This is a genomic window from Salinimicrobium sp. TH3, from assembly GCF_026676115.1.
GTDB lineage: Bacteria > Bacteroidota > Bacteroidia > Flavobacteriales > Flavobacteriaceae > Salinimicrobium.
Genome location: NZ_JAPONB010000011.1, coordinates 31166 through 50643, shown reverse-complemented (window position 1 = coordinate 50643; position 19478 = coordinate 31166). Strand labels below are relative to the sequence as shown.

24 protein-coding genes and 1 tRNA gene are annotated in these 19478 nt (G+C 39.7%); 15 read left to right on the top strand and 10 right to left on the bottom strand.

Annotation, left to right across the window (positions count from 1 at the left end; all coding sequences use genetic code 11):
• The first annotated feature begins 43 nt into the window (after positions 1-43).
• Positions 44-808 (top strand): TVP38/TMEM64 family protein, encoded by a 765-nt coding sequence (locus tag OU683_RS14880; protein WP_268139692.1) that lies wholly within the window; start codon positions 44-46, stop codon positions 806-808.
• A 20-nt stretch (positions 809-828) separates the two neighbouring features.
• On the opposite strand, the gene OU683_RS14875 is transcribed toward OU683_RS14880, so the two are convergent.
• Entirely contained in the window at positions 829-1185 is a 357-nt protein-coding gene (locus OU683_RS14875; RefSeq protein ID WP_268139690.1) for a hypothetical protein, read from the bottom strand.
• A 548-nt stretch (positions 1186-1733) separates the two neighbouring features.
• On the opposite strand from OU683_RS14875, the gene OU683_RS14870 reads away from it, so the two are divergent.
• The gene (locus OU683_RS14870; protein WP_268139689.1) at positions 1734-1910 is read left to right on the top strand and encodes an Hc1-related histone H1-like protein; all 177 of its coding nucleotides are present in this window, start codon (positions 1734-1736) and stop codon (positions 1908-1910) included.
• 132 nt (positions 1911-2042) lie between these two features.
• Here the strand turns inward: OU683_RS14870 and OU683_RS14865 are convergent, their stop codons facing one another.
• Positions 2043-2690 (bottom strand): NAD(P)/FAD-dependent oxidoreductase, encoded by a 648-nt coding sequence (locus tag OU683_RS14865; RefSeq protein ID WP_268139687.1) that lies wholly within the window; start codon positions 2688-2690, stop codon positions 2043-2045.
• Between the two features lie 434 nt (positions 2691-3124).
• Here OU683_RS14865 and OU683_RS14860 point away from each other — a divergent pair, with 434 nt between their 5' ends.
• The 5 genes from OU683_RS14860 (at position 3125) to OU683_RS14840 (ending at position 7165) form a co-directional block, all read left to right on the top strand.
• The gene (locus OU683_RS14860) at positions 3125-3871 is read left to right on the top strand and encodes a LytR/AlgR family response regulator transcription factor (protein ID WP_268139685.1); all 747 of its coding nucleotides are present in this window, start codon (positions 3125-3127) and stop codon (positions 3869-3871) included.
• Between the two features lie 119 nt (positions 3872-3990).
• Complete coding sequence (locus OU683_RS14855; RefSeq protein ID WP_268139683.1) at positions 3991-4761, top strand: hypothetical protein; 771 nt, start codon at positions 3991-3993, stop codon at positions 4759-4761.
• 90 nt (positions 4762-4851) lie between these two features.
• Complete coding sequence (locus OU683_RS14850) at positions 4852-5277, top strand: hypothetical protein (protein ID WP_268139681.1); 426 nt, start codon at positions 4852-4854, stop codon at positions 5275-5277.
• Positions 5278-5389: 112 nt separating this feature from the next.
• Complete coding sequence (locus tag OU683_RS14845) at positions 5390-5521, top strand: hypothetical protein (RefSeq protein WP_268139679.1); 132 nt, start codon at positions 5390-5392, stop codon at positions 5519-5521.
• A 453-nt stretch (positions 5522-5974) separates the two neighbouring features.
• The gene (locus OU683_RS14840) at positions 5975-7165 is read left to right on the top strand and encodes an ester cyclase (protein WP_268139677.1); all 1191 of its coding nucleotides are present in this window, start codon (positions 5975-5977) and stop codon (positions 7163-7165) included.
• 224 nt (positions 7166-7389) lie between these two features.
• On the opposite strand, the gene OU683_RS14835 is transcribed toward OU683_RS14840, so the two are convergent.
• Together OU683_RS14835 and OU683_RS14830 are read right to left on the bottom strand one after the other, a co-directional pair.
• Positions 7390-8154, bottom strand: coding sequence for a BamP family beta-assembly machinery protein (locus OU683_RS14835; protein WP_268139675.1), 765 nt, complete (start codon positions 8152-8154; stop codon positions 7390-7392).
• A 162-nt stretch (positions 8155-8316) separates the two neighbouring features.
• Positions 8317-9108 carry a BamP family beta-assembly machinery protein gene (locus OU683_RS14830; protein WP_268139673.1) on the bottom strand — a complete coding sequence of 264 codons (792 nt, stop codon included), beginning with the start codon at positions 9106-9108 and terminating at the stop codon, positions 8317-8319.
• A 255-nt stretch (positions 9109-9363) separates the two neighbouring features.
• On the opposite strand from OU683_RS14830, the gene pepE reads away from it, so the two are divergent.
• Positions 9364-10071, top strand: coding sequence for a dipeptidase PepE (gene pepE / locus OU683_RS14825; protein ID WP_268139671.1), 708 nt, complete (start codon positions 9364-9366; stop codon positions 10069-10071).
• Positions 10058-10987, top strand: a complete 930-nt coding sequence (locus tag OU683_RS14820) for a glutaminase (protein ID WP_268139669.1) — start codon at positions 10058-10060, stop codon at positions 10985-10987. Before pepE ends, OU683_RS14820 begins: the two co-directional genes overlap by 14 nt.
• Here OU683_RS14820 and OU683_RS14815 read toward each other — a convergent pair.
• On the bottom strand, positions 10977-11573 hold the full coding sequence (locus OU683_RS14815; protein WP_268139667.1) for an alpha-ketoglutarate-dependent dioxygenase AlkB family protein: 597 nt from the start codon (positions 11571-11573) through the stop codon (positions 10977-10979). The two genes, OU683_RS14820 and OU683_RS14815, sit on opposite strands and share 11 nt — an antisense overlap.
• A gap of 92 nt (positions 11574-11665) precedes the next feature.
• Here OU683_RS14815 and OU683_RS14810 point away from each other — a divergent pair, with 92 nt between their 5' ends.
• Both OU683_RS14810 and OU683_RS14805 read left to right on the top strand, forming a co-directional pair.
• Entirely contained in the window at positions 11666-13003 is a 1338-nt protein-coding gene (locus OU683_RS14810) for a S41 family peptidase (protein ID WP_268139665.1), read from the top strand.
• On the top strand, positions 13000-13761 hold the full coding sequence (locus tag OU683_RS14805; protein WP_268139663.1) for a hypothetical protein: 762 nt from the start codon (positions 13000-13002) through the stop codon (positions 13759-13761). The genes OU683_RS14810 and OU683_RS14805 overlap by 4 nt, the downstream gene beginning before the upstream one ends.
• Here the strand turns inward: OU683_RS14805 and OU683_RS14800 are convergent.
• From OU683_RS14800 to OU683_RS14780, 5 genes are all read right to left on the bottom strand, one after another.
• On the bottom strand, positions 13742-14410 hold the full coding sequence (locus OU683_RS14800; protein WP_268139661.1) for a CPBP family intramembrane glutamic endopeptidase: 669 nt from the start codon (positions 14408-14410) through the stop codon (positions 13742-13744). The genes OU683_RS14805 and OU683_RS14800 overlap by 20 nt on opposite strands.
• Before the next feature lie 192 nt (positions 14411-14602).
• Positions 14603-15421: a GNAT family N-acetyltransferase gene (locus OU683_RS14795; protein WP_268139659.1), complete on the bottom strand. Its 819-nt coding sequence runs from the start codon at positions 15419-15421 to the stop codon at positions 14603-14605.
• A 32-nt stretch (positions 15422-15453) separates the two neighbouring features.
• On the bottom strand, positions 15454-15651 hold the full coding sequence (locus OU683_RS14790) for a hypothetical protein (protein ID WP_268139657.1): 198 nt from the start codon (positions 15649-15651) through the stop codon (positions 15454-15456).
• 292 nt (positions 15652-15943) lie between these two features.
• Positions 15944-16016: transfer RNA gene (locus tag OU683_RS14785), tRNA-Gly, on the bottom strand.
• 53 nt (positions 16017-16069) lie between these two features.
• On the bottom strand, positions 16070-16522 hold the full coding sequence (locus OU683_RS14780; protein WP_268139655.1) for a GNAT family N-acetyltransferase: 453 nt from the start codon (positions 16520-16522) through the stop codon (positions 16070-16072).
• A 30-nt stretch (positions 16523-16552) separates the two neighbouring features.
• Between OU683_RS14780 and OU683_RS14775 the strand changes: the two genes are divergently transcribed.
• From OU683_RS14775 to OU683_RS14760, 4 genes are read left to right on the top strand one after another with little or no spacing between them, the layout of a single operon-like run.
• A complete protein-coding gene (locus OU683_RS14775; protein WP_228912594.1) occupies positions 16553-17113 on the top strand; it encodes a ClpP family protease in 561 nt (186 codons plus the stop codon).
• A gap of 2 nt (positions 17114-17115) precedes the next feature.
• A complete protein-coding gene (locus tag OU683_RS14770) occupies positions 17116-17412 on the top strand; it encodes a GNAT family N-acetyltransferase (RefSeq protein WP_268139653.1) in 297 nt (98 codons plus the stop codon).
• A gap of 8 nt (positions 17413-17420) precedes the next feature.
• Positions 17421-17864: a GNAT family N-acetyltransferase gene (locus OU683_RS14765; RefSeq protein WP_268139651.1), complete on the top strand. Its 444-nt coding sequence runs from the start codon at positions 17421-17423 to the stop codon at positions 17862-17864.
• A complete protein-coding gene (locus OU683_RS14760) occupies positions 17861-19477 on the top strand; it encodes a L,D-transpeptidase family protein (RefSeq protein ID WP_268139649.1) in 1617 nt (538 codons plus the stop codon). Before OU683_RS14765 ends, OU683_RS14760 begins: the two co-directional genes overlap by 4 nt.
• Position 19478: the final 1 nt, after the last annotated feature.

Below are 19478 nucleotides of genomic sequence, written 5' to 3'. Positions count from 1 at the left end.
CTCCTTTTATCGCAATAGAATCAATTTTTAGATTAAGAAATATATGACAGAAGAAGTCTTGGCAGACGGCAATAGAAACGCCATTAAACCTTTAAAACCAAAAATCAAATTTTCTCTCTTTATCACCTTTATTATTGTAGCTCTCACATTCCTGACTTATGTTTTTATTCCAGAAGTCCAACTTTGGATGCATGACGCCATCCGAGTACTTATCAGTAATGACCAAGAGAATATTCGAAGTTGGGTCACAAATTTTGGCTGGTTCGGTCCTATCCTCCTGGTGCTGGCTATGATAGGCCAAATGTTTCTAATGGTAATACCAACCACATTATTATTAATAGTATGTATAGTGGCGTATGGTCCAATCTGGGGCAGCGCTTTAGCTTTATTTGCTATTTATAGTGCTTCATCGGCAGGTTATTTCATAGGCCGTGTTTTTGGATCATTTACTGTAGAAAAATTATTAGGAAGTACAGCAAAGGCCAGAACTACAGTTTTTCTTGAGAAATATGGCTTTTGGGCAATTTTTATTACACGCCTAAATCCTTTTCTGTCAAATGATGTGGTGAGCCTGGTTAGCGGAATGGTTAAAATGGACTACTGGAAATTCAGTTTTGCCAGCATTACTGGCATAACTCCTCTAATCTTAATAATAGCTTTTTTTGGAGAAAGCACCCAAACCCTCACATATCTATTAGTGGGTTCTGGAATTGCTCTTGTAATATTGGTTGGATATAAAATTATTCTAAAGAAGAAGTCAATTTTCTACCAGATACCGCCAAAAAAGTCGATCGTAGAGGACCATTAAAAAATGAAAACTGTAAATAACTATATTCGGGTATTTGCTTTTGCTCTCCTAATTAAATATCCCGCTATAGCAATTGCTGCACTTGAAAAAACAGCAACACGGACTTTTTTATTTTGACTGCGTCGCCTCTCTAATGCCTCCTTTTTATAATTTTCACCCTCTAAAAACTTTTGCACACCAACTCGATGTGCAGCGTCGAAATTTTTTGAGGGAAGAAACTTTTCCTCCAATAACTGAATTACATCTAAAGCCAGAAGAAGCCTGTAAGCTTCAGAAAACTCCACAGGGTATTCAAAATCATCCTCCAGATCTCCTTCGTTTTTTATAATTAACAAAACTACTTCAGCAGCTGTAACTATATCTTTATTTGATTCCATTTATGATAAAAAAAGTCAGTCCAAATTTACAAGTACTAGAATTAAACAGCAACATAAAAAAGTTTGTCAATATAGATTTCCAGAAAGTCCGCAGCGAAAGCTGCGGACTTTTTTCGTTTTACGGAGAGCCAAGGCCTGCCTGAAGCTTCGTAGGAATATAAAAAATGTAACACCGACAGGCGGGGCGGAATTTGTATTTTCAGGCGGGGACTCAAGGAAAAACATCATGTCGGGGTCACAGAATCAATTTTCAACACCCTTAAAATAAAGTAGTTGTGGATTTTTTGTACAATTATTAGGCATGTTTTGTGTCCTTATTAGGGTAAAAGGCAGTAAATTAAATATCGATCCCTTTTGAATATTCTTTTTTATAAACGAGTAGATATTTTTATAATTAGTTATGAAAAATGTTTAATTCGTCTTTTATGCAAGGGACAGGGTTACAAGCGACAATATTCTCCTACTCTTTTTTGAAGCCTTTAAATAAATAAAAATTATGGCAGCCCAAGAATATTCTGTTATTTTAGCACTTCATTAAAAAAAATATCATGAAAGATCTTATTGAAAACATCCAAAGCACTTTTGAATCCTTTCAAGCTGATGCCAATACACAATTAGAAAATGGAAATAAAAGTGCCGGAACCAGAGCAAGAAAATCTTCTTTGGAATTGGAAAAGCTATTAAAAGAATTTAGAAAAGTCTCTATCGCAGAATCGAAGAAGTAAAAATCTTTTCTTTAATTGGACTGCGTCCTAAAATTAATCCGCAACACACTTATAAAAAGTGGTTGCGGATTTTTTTATTTGTACCGACTTATGTGTTGGTGCTTTTTCAGACTCTCTCCTTCTTTCCCGGTTTTAATAAACCACAGGCACCATATTTTTCTTGCGAAGATGATCCTGAAGAATTGAAGCCATTTCAAAATCCAGGGCCTCCATAACCTGTTCCGAAACTTCAACCAGGCGCACACTTATTCCTAGATCATGCAGGTTTTCTGCCATTTCCAGACCAATAAACCCACCACCAACGATCACTGCACTTTTTGGCTCAAAATCATCCACATAGGTTTTGAGTTTATCGGTATCGGGGATATTCCTGAGGCTAAAAAGGTTCTTAGCTTCAGCAATTCCTTTTATAGGTGGAAGAAAAGGTTTGGCACCGGGGGAAAGTAGCAGCACGTCATAGGATTCCTCGTACTCCTTTCCCGTTCTTAAATCCATTATTCTAACCGTTTTGGCCAATCGATCTATCGAGAGCACTTCGTTCAAATTACGAATATCGAGCCTGAACCTTCTGGACATTCCTTCTACCGTTTGCACCAGTAGCTTCTCCCGCTTTTCTATAGAACCTCCTATGTAATATGGCAGTCCACAATTAGCAAAAGAGATATGTTCTCCCCTTTCAAGCAGGACTATATGACTATTTTCGCTTAGCCGTCTTAATCTCGCGGCAGCTGTTGCGCCACCCGCGACTCCCCCAACTATAACTATCTTCTGTTTCTCCATAATTGATTTCTAAAATTCAGGATTAGGTTCTGCTCATCTTTTTCATTTTGAACAGGTAACCTTAATTATTCTCAAAATGCAAAATTGAGGGGAATTGTGACGAATATTTATGACCGGGGTTAGGAGTTGAATTCATTACCTTTATTTGTCTTCCCTAAAAAGGGTAATCATTTTTTCAAATTCCAAAATACCATCTACCGCATAAAAATCGGATTTGAGATAATTATTCTTTAAATTAGCATCTACCGTTTTCTTTCGATGATTGAAAACGATATGATCCCACTCCCCCACTTATTTCTTCCCCAATTTTGAGGCAGGAGTTAATTTGTCAACATTTACCAGCTGAATTTTCCATCAAATTTGGAGAGTTTTCATTAGAAAAAGACCATACTGTAATAATTCCATAACCTCATAAGTTTTAATTTGAATGGCCAATGATTCAACCCATTAAAATATTGATAGTTGAAGATGAAATGATCATTGCAGCCAATATTTCTCTGCAACTTTCAGAAATGGGTTATGAGGTTTCGGGTATTGTTTCCAGGGGGGAAGACGCATTGACCTACATAAAACAAAATCTTCCCGATATAGTGTTGATCGATATCCAGCTAAAAGGCGAATGGGACGGGATCGATACCGCTTTAAAGATGCAGGAATTCCAAAGCAACCTGGCCGTCATTTATCTCACGGCAAATGCCGATGAAGCCAATTTTAACCGGGCAAAAGTGACACATCCTTATGCTTTTATTCCAAAACCTTTTAAAAAGCTGGACCTGCAACGCAGTATTGAACTTACAGTTAATCAACTAAAATGTAATATCATCACTTCGTCCAGTGAGCCACCAAACGAGAATGCTACTTCAGTTTTAAAGGATTGCCTTTTTGTAAGACACCAGGAAAATATGGTAAAGGTAGATATCAAAGCTATTCGCTACATTGAAGCAGAACGTAATTACTGCAGGATCTTTTCAACCGAAAAGGATTATCTATTGGTGTCTACACTAAAGGAAATGGAAAAAAAACTGCCTCAGAAGCATTTTTTAAGGATCCATAGATCTTACATAATCAATCTTTCCCGTATTGATGAGATTGCCAATACTCATGTAGTTATTTCTCGTAAGGCCATCCCCATGGCCAGGGGAATGCGACAGGAGCTCCTTAAAAGATTACAGACCATTTAATACCCGGTAAATTTATTGTCACTTAGGACAGTATTTACCCCCATTCATCCTAAACCTCTTGTTTACAGATTTTTACAGAAGTAATTTACCCCTGAAATTAAATTATAAATCAGGAAATTATGAAAAATGTAAACCTTATCACTTTGTTTTTGGCAATAGTAGTATTTCAAACTAGTGAACTCTTCGCGCAAAATTCTAATGTAAATCAAGCTTTTTGGGTACACGAAGACCAGGTAAAACCTTCAATGATTAAAGAATATGAAGCAGTAACAAAAGATTTTATTGATCAATGTAAGAAACACGATCTTAAAGATTCAGATTGGTCTACTGCAAGTATTGACGATGGAACCTATTTAAGTATTTCCCCTATTAAAAGCATGGCCGATTTTGACAAAAACACCATGGCGCCCTTAGCTGAAAAAATGGGAGAAGAAGAGTTTACAAAGATTTTCAGCCGCTTCAATAAATGTTATGATACGCACCGGGATTATGTTGTCCATTTAATAAATGACATGTCTTATATGCCGGGAGGCCTCACCACAAACACACTTGGCGAAGACTATCGAAAATGGCATTTTTTCCATGTCACTCCAGAAAATGTTGCGAATCTTAGAACCAAGATGAAAGATATCAAATCCCTTTATGAGAAAAAAGATGCCAAACAACATTTTAGGGTTTACCGCAATGGCTTCGGAAACTCGGGAGATTATTATCTCGTGGTAATATCAGCAAAGGATGCCCAATCTTATGCAAAAACATCTCAAGAAACAGATATTCTATTAGGTGAGGAAGGTGAAAAATTATTTGATGAAATGTTGAAATACGTCTATAGATATGAATCAAAAACAGGCCGCATGCGTCCCGACCTGGCGTATTTATCTAAGAAATGATTAATTAAAACAGGCCCGGAAATAACTCAAGATCGCTGCAATATTGGATCTCGGGGAATTTATTGAAAGAACCAATTAAAAATTATGATCATGAAAAACCCATATAGTTATTGCCTCATTTTAATAATTGGAATTTCCGCTTCCCTCAATTTACGGGGGCAGGTGATAGAAAACCATACTGTGGTAAAACAGGTTTATGAAATGTTACAGGACAGAAATACTACTTCGCAAGATGTTGCAGCTATTTCACCACGAATAAACTGGAACTTATTTGAAAACCAGCCTGGAATAAATAGCCGATACAACATCTCCCTTAGCTCAATTATGCAAAATGAATGGGGAAGCCTTCAATTTGATGATCTCAATTTCAAAACTGTAGAGAATGAGGTATTTGTTACGGGGGTAGTTAAAGGACGTCGCCCCCTGGATTGTGAATTTATCACCACAAGATTTATACATCACTGGTCATTAAACGCCGGGGAAATTGCAGGCTTTACTGAAGGATCACAAAATTAAAATTATGAAAACCGTAGGAATTACAGGTGGTTCAGGTTTTATTCGAAGCTATATTACCATCTTCATGGTAAAGATTACCTAATTAACAAGTGAAGCCTACAAAATATGGGATATGCATGAGATACTGAATCACCGGAAACCACGGGAAAAAGCACAACTGGCATACAAAAACGAGCTCGCGAAGCTGGATTTAGGAATCCACTTTAGACCTGTCAAAGAAACTTTGAATAATTATTCAACTTAAAAAATTCGTAATACATGAAAGCAATTTTAATTTTAATTGGAAAACTTACGGCTTGAAGAAAATGTACAGCTTAAGGACTACCACCGAAATTTTGGCATAAAAAATATACGATCAAATAGCTGAACCATAAGCTGTAACCACACCGAAGATTATACATTTGAATGGTGAAGTTGAACAGGTGAAAGTGCCGGTCCTGAGTCTTTCTCCCGGTAAACCTGAGCCTCTCTATCACCCCTGGTCGTAATGCACTACATATTCCCTAAATCTTAACTTCAGGAATATGAAGATTGTCCTTTTTAAGGCGGTTGGAACCTGGTACTTTTCACTTTTCCCAAGCCATCTTCAATACTCAACAGGCATCGCATTCTTCTAATATGCTTATGAGTAGAACCTTATTCGTCTCAAAAGAGCCGAAATGAAACTGAAATAATTCGTTGACTAAAATTATGGATCATGAAAAATTTAATCTTAATATTCGTCTTGGCCTTGACAAGTACCTCAGGCACGTTTGCTCAACAAAGCAACATTGATAAAGATCTTCAAATGTATATCCAGTTATGGGATAACATTACCAACAAAGGTCAAATAGACCTTATAAATGAAGAATATTTCGATGCAGAAATCACTATTCCGCTTGAACCCGAAGCTATTGTAGGCATCGATGCCTTTAAAGAATATTATCAAAATTATCTTAACGGTTTTTCGAATATTTCCTTTACCATCACCCAGGCTTTTGGACACGGGAATAACATCGTAAAACACTGGAATTTTAAAGGGATACATACAGGGAACTTCTTCGGAATACCTGCCACAGGAAAACAGGTAGATATAAATGGCGTCACTCTTGTGGAAATGAAGAATGGGAAAATAGCCCGGGAGCAGGATTTCGTTGACAATATGACCTTTTTGAAACAAATAGGTCTAATATCAGATCCTAATAACATTAAGGTGATCGATAACCTGTACAAAGCTTTTGCTAAAGGTGATATTCCCTCGATTCTGGAGAATATGGACCCCGAAATTATATGGAATGAAGCCGAAGGCAATATTTATGCAAAGGGTAATCCTTATATTGGACCAGAGGCTATCCTGAATGGCGTCTTTGCACGCATAGGGGCAGACCATGAATATTTCAATCTGCAGGACATTAAACTCCACGAAATGAATAACAACCAAATTCTTGCTACCCTGCGTTATGATGCCAAAGTGAAGCAAAATGGTGAGGCATACAATGCTCAGGCAGCTCACCTTTGGACATTAAAGAATGGCAAAATTAGTGCCTTCCAACAATATGCAGATACAAAGCAATTAAATGAAGCATTAAGGGCACCTTTTTATGCCACTTCCAACTCGAAACTTTTTGATCTGGACTCCTTTTCTCCGGAAATCGAATTTCTGCTAAAAAGTGCCAATTTCAGAATTGATGAAGGAGATGACCTTACCGTTTTCTTTTCTATTTCTAAAGACAAAAAGATACAACATGTCAAGGTAGCTTCAGAAGATAAAAACATTGCTCTTCTAATTGCAAAAAAACTGAAGAATCGCCAACTCGATGGTGATAAATGGCGGGAAGGAAAAATCTATGAGCATTCTGTAAGTCACTCTGCAGATGAATTCGCCCTCTACTGCGGAAGAAATTTCTAATCTCTTACAGCTTCCGGGAATTAAAACTCCGGAAGCTTCATTTTTCCCTCTAAAAAATTTACAGTAAAAATACAGTCTATTTTCTGAAGAATCCTGGCTGCCAGAGTGATAAAAATAATCTTTCATCTCAATGGCAAACATTTGGTTTTCCTGGTATAAGCGCTGCTGAAAGATATTCACAGCCCCCCTGTTCTACAGAAAAATTCTGAAACAGGTGATGCCGCCTATCTTTGCCGGTAGTCAAAACTTTGAAGCACCATAAGGTCGAGCAGCTGCAATTCGTTTTCCTTTTCCAAAAGAACCTGCGCCACTCCCTGCTCACTTAAAAAGGCAATATACTCTGAGATCTTTTCCCTTTCAATTTGTAACACTTCCAAAAAGAATTCGGGATCATAGCGGCTCGTTAACTCCCTTTCCAGCATGGTGAAAGAGGCTTTTTTTCTAAAAGGATCTACAGCCTTGGCACTTGAAGTAGGCGCTAAAATATCTACCAGTCCTCCAATGATCTTTTTGGGCTGAAAACCATATTTACCACCGCCTCCACCCATGGCGGCATTAGAAACCCCAGATTGCACATCGGGAGCAAAAGAAAAATCCATATTATTAATTTCGGCAGCCGACCATGTGGGCAGATCAAGTTGTTGAACAGGAATATTTTTAAGATCGGCAGTGAGATTTCCCGTGAGGTTATGCGGCCTTATCACCACCTCGGCCAGTTCATTGATATTTTCGGTGATTTCTACGTGAAGGCTACCCGTCTTAATGATGTTCTCGTCTACCACCACCAGAAGGTCGCTGTACTGTAAAGCTGAAAAATAAAGGGAATCTTTCAAACTTACGGAAATAGCAAATTCTCCATTTTTGCTGGAGATACTTCCTTTACCGGAATTTTTATTATAAATGGTTATTCCCTCAGCATCAGCTTCAGCAGGAACTGTGATTTTTCCTTTGATCTCAACCTCTCCAAGAGTTTGGGCTATGGTGGTCATTGAAAAGAACAAAAAGCAGAGGAGTAGCAGGCGCTTCATATCTCAAAGAACGCCAAAAATTAAAAATAATTATAGCGATTAGTGAAATTTTTATAGGTAACATTGAAATAAACCATGAAAAATGGCAAAATGCGAATAAAGTTTTAAGGTTTATCAAAAAAACTATTCTCGTTCACTTTCAGCTTTACGCTGCTTATATTTTTGGCTTTGAGCCACCAGAAATTCGATTAGTTCCATTTCATTTTCCGGCTTCAGCATTTGGCGGGTCAAGCCGTTGTCTTCAGCGAAATATATAAACTCACGAATATTTTCCTGCGGAATGTTTAGCTGTTCTTTGAAGAATTCATCTTCGCGTAACTGCAGGATCTCGTCATCAATATCTTCCTCACCTCCCACTGTCGTCATTACATCACGCGTGGTAAAAATATTCCTGAAGATATTGGCGAAGTTCATACCGCTGTAGATCATTCCGCTGCGCATAGCAGCATTTGGGGGAGAAACCAGGGAATCGGGACGAAAAGTATTTTCGTAAGGATTAATTTCGGCTGCAGATTTTGTGGGAAGTTCTGCCTCCACTACTGGAATGATCTTTACATCTACCTGTACATTTCCGGAAAGGTCGTAAGGTGAGACCACTACTTCTGGCAGGGTGTTCACCGCTTCAGAAACAAAAACATTAAGCTGCCTGTTGTTAATTACACCGTCATCCACAACAACCGAAAAATCCTGAAATTGAATCGCAGAAAACTGCAAGGTATCGCCGGCAGTTACTCTCATTGAAAATTCTCCTTCTTCATTAACTACGGTCAGACTTTTTCCTGTGCGGTTAAACACAGTAATTCCTTCGGGACTCTCTCCCATTGGCGGAGTGACTTTTCCATCTATTTGTACCCGGTCCTGGGCAATAACGGTGAGGGAAATGAAGAATATAAAATAGGATAAAATGGGTTTCATAATTATGCTTTTCTTAAAGGAACAAAATCTAATCTTTATAAAAATCTAATTTCCGACTAAACTTTAGTTAAAGGTTGTGGAAACAGCTACAGGAAAAGAAGTTTCAATGCTCAAATTTGAAATCCCGGGGTTCAGCTTTAATGAAATTTGTTTACCGAAAATTAAACTTTAAACACGCAGCGAGAGAATTAGCCAAATTTTAGAATCTGCCTCTGGCATATTTCTTAATTTTACACAAACTGCTAATAAAACCGCATGAAAAACTTAATTCTTGCCAGTACTTCCACCTTGCACAGTCAGGAATATCTTGAATATTTGATCCCCATTTTAAAAAGGCATTTTTTAAACTGTAATAAAATCCTTTTCATCCCCTATGCCCGTCCCGGTGGAGTCTCGCATGACGATTACACTGCCACTGCACAAAAAGCCTTTAAAAAAGCAGGCCTGGAGATTAAAGGCATACATGAATATGATTCCCCTCATGAGGCTGTGAAAAATGCTGAAGGAATATTTACCGGTGGAGGAAATACCTTCCTCCTGGTCCAACAACTTTACAGATATGACCTGCTCCCTGTTCTAAAAGAAACCCTGAACAATGGAACTCCTTACCTGGGAACAAGTGCAGGCACTAACATTGCCGGTCTTACCATAAAAACAACAAATGATATGCCTATTGTATATCCTCCCTCTTTTAATGCACTGGGACTGGTGCCATTCAACATCAATCCCCATTACCTGGATCCAGATCCTAATTCCACCCATAAGGGAGAGACAAGGGAGACTCGTATAAAAGAATTCCATCATCATAACACTCCGCCGGTTGTAGGTCTCCGCGAGGGGAGCTGGCTGGAAGTCAAGGGAAAGAATATAAGATTAAAAGGAAGCCTCACAGCCCGTATTTTTGAAGCAAATCAAGAACCATTTGAAGTAGAACCGGAAACCCTGTTAAATGACATCACATAATGTAGATTACCAAAAGATCCTTAACCAGATCAATCAGGAATATATAGACCAGCCAAGATCGGGCAAGGTGGCATCCTACATCCCCGAACTTGCTAAGGTGCCGTCAACAAAATACGGGATGCACCTTTATGATCTGGAGGGAAATAATTACAGTTTTGGGGACAGCAAAGAGCGATTTTCAATACAGTCCATCTCAAAGGTTTTTACGCTTTCACTTGCTATGAAAGCAATGGGTGACAAATTGTGGAACCGGGTAGGCGTAGAACCCTCGGGCGACCCTTTTAATTCGCTTTCGCAACTGGAAAATGATTCGGGGATTCCCAGAAATCCTTTTATCAATGCTGGTGCCCTTGTAGTAGCCGATGTTTTGGTGTCTTCATTTAGCAATGCCAAAGCTGCCTTACTTACGTTCTTACGCGAAATCACAGGAAATCAGGAAATTGATTTTGATCCCGTAGTGGCAGCTTCCGAGCAATCTGAAGGTTATCGCAATTACGCCATTGTCAATTATCTCAAATCTTTTGGCAATATTGAGAATGATGTGGAGGAAGTCCTGGATTTTTATTTTCACCAGTGCTCCATCGCCATGTCCTGTAAAGAGCTGGCTAATGCGTTCATTATTTTTGCCAATAACGGAACAACTATAGGGTCGGAAAGGGAATTTCTCACCGGCAGACAGGTGAAAAGGGTGAATGCACTTATGCAAACCTGCGGATTTTACGACGAGGCAGGGGAATTTAGTTTTGAAGTAGGCCTTCCGGGGAAAAGTGGTGTAGGTGGTGGTATTGTTGCTGTTCATCCCGACAGGTTTGCAGTAGCTGTATGGAGTCCGCCGCTTAACCCTAAAGGAAATTCGGCTTTAGGCATGGCATCTCTCGAGCGACTTACCACCCTAACAGGTTTTTCTATTTTTTAATGTTTCTGAAAGTAAGGTTGATCCTTGGCTCCTTTATTTTCTTTGACTTCGGAAGGCTGTGCAACCAGTATTTCTGAGTTTCTCCTGCCATGAGCAGCAAGCTTCCCGGTTCCAGCTGAAGCTCTATTTTTTCTCCGGAAGATTTATGCTTTAGAACAAATCTTCTTTGTGCCCCGAGACTTACTGAAGCAATTGCCGGCTGTTTGCCCAATTCTGCTTCTGCATCACTGTGCCAGGACATTCCCTCCTCGCCGGTATGATAATGATTGAGCAGGCAGGAATTAAATTTGAGGCCCGTTTTCTCCTCCACCAGGTTCTTTAGTTCAATCAATTCTGGCGTCCAGATTTTAGCTTTTCGGGTGATTTTCGAGTAGGTGTATTCAAATTCCTTTTCGCCATACCAGCCTGTCATTCTTTTGGTCACGATCCTTTTTCCGAAAATGATCACCTCATCCTGCTTCCAATCTACCTCTTTCAGCAAAATCTCAAAAAATTTTTTCTCTTCCTGCTCACTAAGAATTCTTCCGAAGTAATAACTCTCCCCGTCTGCAGGCAACAAATTAGCAGGATAATTAATGGATTTCATGAGCAGTTCTAATTTATTTTTTTCAGGAAGATGAATAGACACATCAACGAGTGATTCTTTTGCTTATTTTTAATTCACTTTTATTGAAATATATGAAAAAAGTTATTCTTATCCTGTTGAGCTTTATGTTTTTCGGCTTTGGGAATGCCCAGCAGCAGTTTGATACTGTCGCCTATAAATCAACTTATAAAAATCTCTTCGAAAAAACGGCTTTTGGAGACAGCCTGACCACCGAAAACAAGATTGCCGGCCTTAGCAGGGCCTGGGCCGAAGCAAAATATAATTTTGCGAATTTTGATCTTGTCCCACAAGTCAATTGGGACAGTATTTATCATGCTTATATTCCCAGAGTTTTGGCTACTAAAAATAAAGAGGAATATTACAAGGTCCTGGTGGAGTTCTACAAACCTCTTAATGACGGCCACACACTTATTGTTGCTCCAAGGGAGCTTTGGGACGAGATGTATGCCACGCTTCCTATAAAGACAAAACTTCTTGATGGTAAGGTGGTGATTACCCGCCTTAAAAGCACAGAGGAGGTATATAAACTTTTACAACCTCGAACAGTTATCCATAAGATCAATGGCCAACCGGTAAAACAATATACCGAGAGACATATTGCCCCATCGATCAATTCAAGCACTCCTCATGATCTCAACGCCCGGCTCTACTCTTTCTTTTTCACTCGCGGAAAACTTTCTGAACCGGTCATCCTGGAATTGGAAACTCCCGAAGGCAAGCTTTTCACACATAGTTTCCCACGGAAGAAAATGGATCAATTACTTCCTGCTACTAATGATTATAGCTACAAGAAACTGGATGAGAGCACTTCTCTCCTAACGATAAACACCTTTATGCAGCCGGATGTAATCAAATTGTACGACAGCATTTTTAAGGCCCCACATCCCAAAAATTTAATAATTGATCTAAGAGAAAACGGAGGTGGAAACGGCAACAATGGATTTGAACTTATTGGATATCTTACCTCGGAACCTTTCCCAATGAGCAAACAAATAATGCGGAGGTACAAGCCGGTGCAACGGGCCTGGGGTGGAGAACCTGACGTTCTTGAAATTGGCGAATATGACTGGATGCCTTATCAAAAAAATATTTTTACGGGAAGAGTCATCGTACTTGCCGGCCCCGACACCTACTCGGCTGCCGAAGATTTTCTCTCCTCTTTCAAACATATAAAAAGAGGAACGATCATTGGCCAAACTACCGGCGGCAGCACAGGGCAGCCTTTAACTTTTCCCCTTCCCTTTGGTGGTTTGGGAGTGGTGTGCGCCAAGCGGGATGTACAGCCCGACTGGACAGAGTTTGTAGGTGTAGGTATACATCCAGATGTTGAAGTACAACCCACCCTGTCTGCCTTTATTGCAGGAATAGATGAAACCCTGGAGACTGCATTAAACATTCTGAAACAGTGAGAATTTTAATATGGATTTTCATGCTGGTCCTTTTGGCTTCAGCATGTACCAAAGAGCAGAAGCAGGAAGTCCTTGTGCTTCCGGTAATACACGGAGCACATGAAATGAACCCAAATTATACTTACGACGACCTCCTGCGAATCGTCAATGCCTATGGTCCCGAAATAATTGGGGTGGAAATTAGGCCAGAAGATTTCCAAATACAATCAGATTCTCTGGATCTATTTTATCCGCTGGAGATGATCATGATTCGGGACTCTTTTCCGGATAAGGTGCACGGGATTGATTACTACAGTGAAGATACCCGGAACATAAGGGTGAGTCGGGAAATGTTTTTAGACACTGTTTCTGAAATTTACAGGATGACACGTTTGTCCCAAACCATGAAGCTTGATTCTTCTTTTGTTGCCCAATATCAACAAACCCGAATTCCCATGATCCAGGAGGAGCAGCGAAGAATGGCAATGAATTATTCGGCTGAAGATTTCCTGAAAGGAGAATACGACAGCATTACCGGTTTACAGTACCATATCGAGGATAGCCTCTTTAAAAATAGTATTTACGCTGCATATCCGGTTTTCAACAACCGTCGTGACCTGCAGATCACCAAAAATGCCCTGAGACTTATTGAAGATAACCCTAAGAAGAAAGTATTGATCCTCGTTGGCGCCAATCATCGCAACCGCCTTGTTGATTCTTTAATGAACAAAAATGTAGAGCTTGTGAGGGATTTGAACTTTATGAAAGATCTACCTTAGGTGTAATTACCTTTGAAATAAAACGAGACTGCCTGGTCCAGGAAATAAGAATTGGCAGGATGATCAATATTCTTACTATTGAAAAAATAATCTCTCCCTGTGCATCCAAATTCAGGGGATAGAAAAAGTTTGCCATGAAGTGCAGCAAAACAGCTGCCAATATGCTTTTTTTGGTGTGGTTATGTATCCAGGTGAAGATCACAGACAGTACTATAATTTGCAGGGACCAGCTCCAAAAGGAAAAGCCGAAGCCTTTCTGGGATTGAGAGGTACCTGCTATGAAAAATAGCGGCAGATGCCATATCAGCCAGAAAAATCCGACAATCAAACTTGCTTTTAAACTTCCCCATTTTTCCTGAAGTGGATCCAATAAAAATCCACGCCAGCCCAATTCCTCAGCCAGTGGGCCACCCAAAAGCATAAACACCAGAAATAGAACTACAGCCTCAAAATTGTCCAAACCACTAAAGTACAAGGAGAAATCTGGAATTTCCTTTCCTATCAAAAACAGAATAAAATATCCGAAAGAAAGAATTACGGGAAAAATAAGAGAAATAAGGAGAAGCCATTTCCTCCCTATAAGGCGAATGTCAAATACACGCTTCCAGAATTTTTGTTTTTCCCTAATACTCCACGAGGTCTGAACCATTAATACAGCTGTTAATGTAGGACCGAATGCCCCCAGAAAAAGCAGAGGAATAAACCAGTTTTGGGATAGAGGGAAAATTATCATTGCACCCCACACCAACCATGAAAATAAAAAGGTGAATAATAAAAATTTGCGAATGTTCTCTGTTGCTTTCATACCAGAATAACAAAACAATTATTCAAATGTTACAGTTTAGAGGAACATTTCCATCTCGTATTGATTAATTGTATTTTCAAACTTCCTGGAGAGTATTTCTTCGACAAGCTCGGTACGTTCTTCAGGAACATTTTTTATCTGGATTGATAAGTACACCTTGGAAATAGCGTCAAGCAGCCCCGAAAAATGCCTGTCTGCACTATCGAGCTGAAGAATATTTTGATCATTATCAATGGTAAAATAACCTGAAGGCTCATTTTCACCGTCTATTAATAAGTGGGTTTCGGTTTTCTCTTCGGCTATTTTTACTGCTTCTGCCAAATTATCCCAGCTATAGAACTTATGATCATAAAGTTCCAGGTCGATAACCCTTTGATATGAAACATTCTCAATCTCATACTCATCTCCCCCATCTGCATCCAGAACTCCTTTAAACGATCTTAAAGTACGCGTCACTCTAAAGCCAATCCTTTCATAAACTTTACGAGCCCTTTCGTTTTCCACGATCACCTCCAGCAGGCATTTTACAACCCCCTTATTTTTAAAAGCAGGAATTGCATGAACATAAAGTTTTTCGATGATTCTTTTTCCGCGATATTCAGGAATAGTCCCGGTCCCGGTATTATATGCTGTTAATACTCCATTGTGAAGATCCACCCCATGAATAATAAATCCAACAAGTTGATCATCATCAAACATCCCGAAAGAAAGTTCCCAATCCACCCGGGCTTTTAAAAAACGTTCTTTCCAGTATTCGGTCTTCTGCGGAAGGGTCACGAAGTAACCTTCAAAGGCAGAAAGGAAGCAGGACATCACCTCTTCGAAAGGTGTAGCAGCAAGATTTTGGATTTTCATGAACCAGGTTTTATGGTCCTAATTACGGAATATTATTCCTCTTGAGGCTGTTTTCTTTTCATCATTATCCATGTCCCCACTATTAGAAATATGGCGAAAACCGGATACAATATCTCCAGATTTGCGGCAGCAGCTTCTTCAGAAGTAATGGCTGCCATTAGAACGTGTAACATAGATGTGAAAAGCATGCCGAGGGTGCCGATAAGAAAAAAGAGGTTGATTTGTCTCATTTTTGAAGATTTAAATTGAATCTTTTATTAATGTACAAATAATGCCGGCTATTCGCTATTGTTAATAAGAAACAATTAACAGTTTCAAGGAGTTCTATGTAGTTTGAGATGACAACATACCCAAAGATCTTCGACGAAGCTTTGAGCGGGAGATTATCCACCTTCATTACATTTTGGCAGACAGACCGGGGTTCCCCCTCGACTCTCCGGACAGCTTTAGAAGTTGGCGCGGATTTGTAATCCGTGCCGACACAAATCCATAAAAAAAGCCCCGTCTTTCAACGAGGCTTTGAGCGGGAGACCGGGTTCGAACCGGCGACATTCAGCTTGGAAGGCTGACGCTCTACCAACTGAGCTACTCCCGCGTTGGTATTGCACTGCAAATATATACTGAAAGTTTTTATTGCTCAAAATAATTTTAAAGCTTTTTCAGGAAATGATAACCTTTGATCTCATAACCCTCATTGAGGTAAAATTTATGACTACGATAGTTGCTCACATAGCTGTTAAGTTCAGATGTTTCACATCCCTTTTTTATGGCATATTCATAAATAAATTCAAAAAGTTTTTTCCCTACTCCTTTACTCCTGTAGGACTCTTTAATGAATATATGATCTGGTTCACAGGAGCGACCTGCATAGTGCCGGGTCATAAACCACATCCCAAAAACTCCCACAGGTTTGCCCTCATGAAAAATTCCAAAGCACTCATAATTTTGATCGAACATTTCTGAAAACCTTTGGGTAAGGATCTCATTAGAAAACTGATGTCCCATCAACTCCTGGATCATAGGCAGTATTTGCGGAATTTCTTCCTTTAAAATCTTGTTAAATGCAAGGTTCATCCCCTTCTTTTCTGCAAAAATAGTCATATTTTTAGCTAGAATAATTTAAAATTCCACATGAAAGACACAGATAAAACCGGAAAAATTCAGGATCAAATAGAACGCTCCCTGCTCAACGATAGAAAAATCTTTATTTGGGGAACGGTAAATGAAAAAACAGCCAAACATGTTATTGAAAGGATGATGTATCTTGACGCTACCGGTAACGAGGAGATACAGTTTTATATTAGCAGCCCCGGAGGGTATGTTACTGCCGGCTTTGCTATTTATGATACCATGCTTAGCCTTAACAGCCCGGTCTCTACAATTTGTACGGGTCTTGCCGCTTCAATGGCGTCAATTTTGCTTTCGGCAGGAGCCAAAGGCAGAAGGTTTGTGCAGCCTCATGCAAAAGTTATGATCCACCAGCCTAGTGGCGGTGCCCAGGGACAGGCTTCCAATATAGAAATACAGGCCGCAGAGATCCTAAAGATCAAAGAACAGAGTGCACGGATACTGGCAGAAAATTGCGGTCAGTCTTACGAACGTGTTTACAAAGACTTCAACCGTGATTACTGGATGGACGCATCAGAATCTGTAGAATACGGGATCGTAGACGAGATCCTCCAAAAAAAATAAAGATGAAAAAAGATATTCAGCAGAAAGAAACAGACGGGAAAGGAATGTTCTACATTGAAAAAGATGGTGACATTATTGCCGAACTTACCTACACCCTTCAGGATAATAATATCATGACCCTGGACCATACAGAAACCAACCCCGAACACTCCGGGGAAGGTTTAGCCAGCGATCTTGTAAAGCACAGCGTGGATTATGCAAGGGAAAAAGACCTGAAGATAGATCCACTTTGTAAATATGCCGCAAAACAATTTGAGCGACACGAAGAATACCAGGAGGTACAGGCTACCGAAGAATAACCAAAGCTTTGATCCGGAAGATTACAGCCGAAGAAACCTACCCGGTACGGCAGGAAGTCCTGCGCCCGGGAAGGCCTTTAAAAGAATGCTTTTTTGAAGGAGACCTGGAAGAAGACACCATTCACTTAGGTTATTTTGACGGCGAAAATTTTGTTGCAGTTGCAACTTATGTAGCCCGTAAAAATGCCCTTTTTGAAAACCCAAACCAGTACCAGTTAAGGGGCATGGCCGTTTTGGACGCCTATCGCCAAAAAAAGCTGGGTCAAAAACTCCTTTTAGAAGGGGAGAAACTCCTGAAAAAGAAAAATCCCAACATTCTTCTATGGTTTAATGCACGAGAGACCGCAGTAGGTTTCTATGAGAAGTACGGGTATAAAACTACAGGCCCCGCTTTTATGATTCCCAATGTTTGTATGCATATTGTGATGTACAAAAATCCCCCAGAGTTATGAAAAGAATACTTTTAGTTCCAGTTCTTATATTATTCATTAGCCTTAGCGCATGCGAGGGAGATAAAAGTGATCCTGCAACAAAGGCATCATCGATGGAGGCTTCAAAACAAATAGCTGAAGCTTCCCCCGATGGAATTAAAACAGAAATATCTGCCAGTAATGACATTTTTGAAGGGGAATCACTGGAAAAAATTTACAGTGAGCGCGATTACAAATCCCTGTGGCGTGACGGTGAAAGGCTACATGCTTTTTACAACAGTTTAAAAAGTGCAGACAAAGAAGGGCTTAACTTCAATGATTATCACGGGGAAGAGATCGATTCGTTACTTTCGGCCACAGATCTTAACTCTACGCAGGCAGCCCGGCTCGATTTAATATTATCTGATGCTTTTCTTACTTATGCCCGGGATCTCTATTACGGAAAACTTAATCCTGAAGAGCTACATGAGTTTTGGGGAATATCACGAAAAGAGAAAGATTTCGCGGCCCTGCTTCAACAGGGGATCGAAAATAATGAAATCCCTGCCATTTTAGAAGACTTAAAACCGTCTCACCAGATTTATAGCAATTTAAAGAAAAGTCTTGCTGAATTTAAGGATGTTCAGGCCGAAGAGGCCTCTTCTAAGAAAATTCCCCATGGAGAACTCATAAAACCGGGTGAATCTGATCCCAGGGTCGCTGCTATCACAAAAAGGCTTCAGGAATTGAATGGCTTTGAAGCAGATACTTCAGGAACTGGTAATGTCTATTCAGAAGATCTGGTGGAAGCAGTAAAGAAATTTCAGCAGAGTAAAAGTATTCAAACCGATGGTATTATAGGGAACTCTACCATTGATGAACTAAATAAAGGACCAAAGGATATTTACAATCAGATTCTCGCAAACCTGGAGAGGTGGCGCTGGTATCCAAGAGATTTGGGAGATCACTATATTTTGATAAACATTCCCAATTTTAAACTGGCGGTAGTAAAAGACGGAGATATAATTAGGCAGCATAATGTTATTGCTGGAGCGAAAGCACGTCAAACACCAATATTTTCGGACACCATTAATCACCTGGTGATCAATCCTACCTGGACGGTTCCACCTACTATTAAATCCAAGGATATAATTCCTAAAATGGCGGCCGATCAATCCTATTCTCAAAAGAACAACATGATGATCACGAGCACAACGGGCGAACAAATTGATCCGTTCAAAGTGAATTGGAACAGCCCCGATGCCCAAAATTACACCTTTACACAACGTGCAGGACCTTCTAATCCTCTGGGAAGAGTGAAGATCATGTACCCCAACAAATATTTAATATACCTTCACGACACCCCAGCCAAAAGCCTGTTTAGCCAAACACAACGTGCAGAAAGTTCGGGTTGTGTACGAGTAGAAAATGCCATTGATCTGGCTTCTTATGTAGTAGAAAACCAGGATGAATGGACCCAGGACAGGATTAAGGAAATTATAAATTCAGGAGAAACGACTACTGTAGAAGTAGACCAGCCCATCCAGGTCCATCACTTCTATTGGACTGCCTGGAGGGCCGGTAATAAAACTATAGTGATTAATGATGTATATGATCTCGATAAACAGATCTACACGAAATTAACAGCAGAATAAA

What these genes read in the sequence shown, in the direction of transcription:
- OU683_RS14880 (WP_268139692.1), top strand. Translation starts at nt 44, where the DNA reads ATGACAGAAGAAGTCTTGGCAGACGGCAATAGAAACGCCATTAAACCT.
- OU683_RS14875 (WP_268139690.1), bottom strand. Translation starts at nt 1,185, where the DNA reads ATGGAATCAAATAAAGATATAGTTACAGCTGCTGAAGTAGTTTTGTTA.
- OU683_RS14870 (WP_268139689.1), top strand. Translation starts at nt 1,734, where the DNA reads ATGAAAGATCTTATTGAAAACATCCAAAGCACTTTTGAATCCTTTCAA.
- OU683_RS14865 (WP_268139687.1), bottom strand. Translation starts at nt 2,690, where the DNA reads ATGGAGAAACAGAAGATAGTTATAGTTGGGGGAGTCGCGGGTGGCGCA.
- OU683_RS14860 (WP_268139685.1), top strand. Translation starts at nt 3,125, where the DNA reads ATGATTCAACCCATTAAAATATTGATAGTTGAAGATGAAATGATCATT.
- OU683_RS14855 (WP_268139683.1), top strand. Translation starts at nt 3,991, where the DNA reads ATGAAAAATGTAAACCTTATCACTTTGTTTTTGGCAATAGTAGTATTT.
- OU683_RS14850 (WP_268139681.1), top strand. Translation starts at nt 4,852, where the DNA reads ATGAAAAACCCATATAGTTATTGCCTCATTTTAATAATTGGAATTTCC.
- OU683_RS14845 (WP_268139679.1), top strand. Translation starts at nt 5,390, where the DNA reads ATGCATGAGATACTGAATCACCGGAAACCACGGGAAAAAGCACAACTG.
- OU683_RS14840 (WP_268139677.1), top strand. Translation starts at nt 5,975, where the DNA reads ATGAAAAATTTAATCTTAATATTCGTCTTGGCCTTGACAAGTACCTCA.
- OU683_RS14835 (WP_268139675.1), bottom strand. Translation starts at nt 8,154, where the DNA reads ATGACCACCATAGCCCAAACTCTTGGAGAGGTTGAGATCAAAGGAAAA.
- OU683_RS14830 (WP_268139673.1), bottom strand. Translation starts at nt 9,108, where the DNA reads ATGAAACCCATTTTATCCTATTTTATATTCTTCATTTCCCTCACCGTT.
- pepE (WP_268139671.1), top strand. Translation starts at nt 9,364, where the DNA reads ATGAAAAACTTAATTCTTGCCAGTACTTCCACCTTGCACAGTCAGGAA.
- OU683_RS14820 (WP_268139669.1), top strand. Translation starts at nt 10,058, where the DNA reads ATGACATCACATAATGTAGATTACCAAAAGATCCTTAACCAGATCAAT.
- OU683_RS14815 (WP_268139667.1), bottom strand. Translation starts at nt 11,573, where the DNA reads ATGAAATCCATTAATTATCCTGCTAATTTGTTGCCTGCAGACGGGGAG.
- OU683_RS14810 (WP_268139665.1), top strand. Translation starts at nt 11,666, where the DNA reads ATGAAAAAAGTTATTCTTATCCTGTTGAGCTTTATGTTTTTCGGCTTT.
- OU683_RS14800 (WP_268139661.1), bottom strand. Translation starts at nt 14,410, where the DNA reads ATGGTTCAGACCTCGTGGAGTATTAGGGAAAAACAAAAATTCTGGAAG.
- OU683_RS14795 (WP_268139659.1), bottom strand. Translation starts at nt 15,421, where the DNA reads ATGAAAATCCAAAATCTTGCTGCTACACCTTTCGAAGAGGTGATGTCC.
- OU683_RS14790 (WP_268139657.1), bottom strand. Translation starts at nt 15,651, where the DNA reads ATGAGACAAATCAACCTCTTTTTTCTTATCGGCACCCTCGGCATGCTT.
- OU683_RS14780 (WP_268139655.1), bottom strand. Translation starts at nt 16,522, where the DNA reads ATGACTATTTTTGCAGAAAAGAAGGGGATGAACCTTGCATTTAACAAG.
- OU683_RS14775 (WP_228912594.1), top strand. Translation starts at nt 16,553, where the DNA reads ATGAAAGACACAGATAAAACCGGAAAAATTCAGGATCAAATAGAACGC.
- OU683_RS14770 (WP_268139653.1), top strand. Translation starts at nt 17,116, where the DNA reads ATGAAAAAAGATATTCAGCAGAAAGAAACAGACGGGAAAGGAATGTTC.
- OU683_RS14760 (WP_268139649.1), top strand. Translation starts at nt 17,861, where the DNA reads ATGAAAAGAATACTTTTAGTTCCAGTTCTTATATTATTCATTAGCCTT.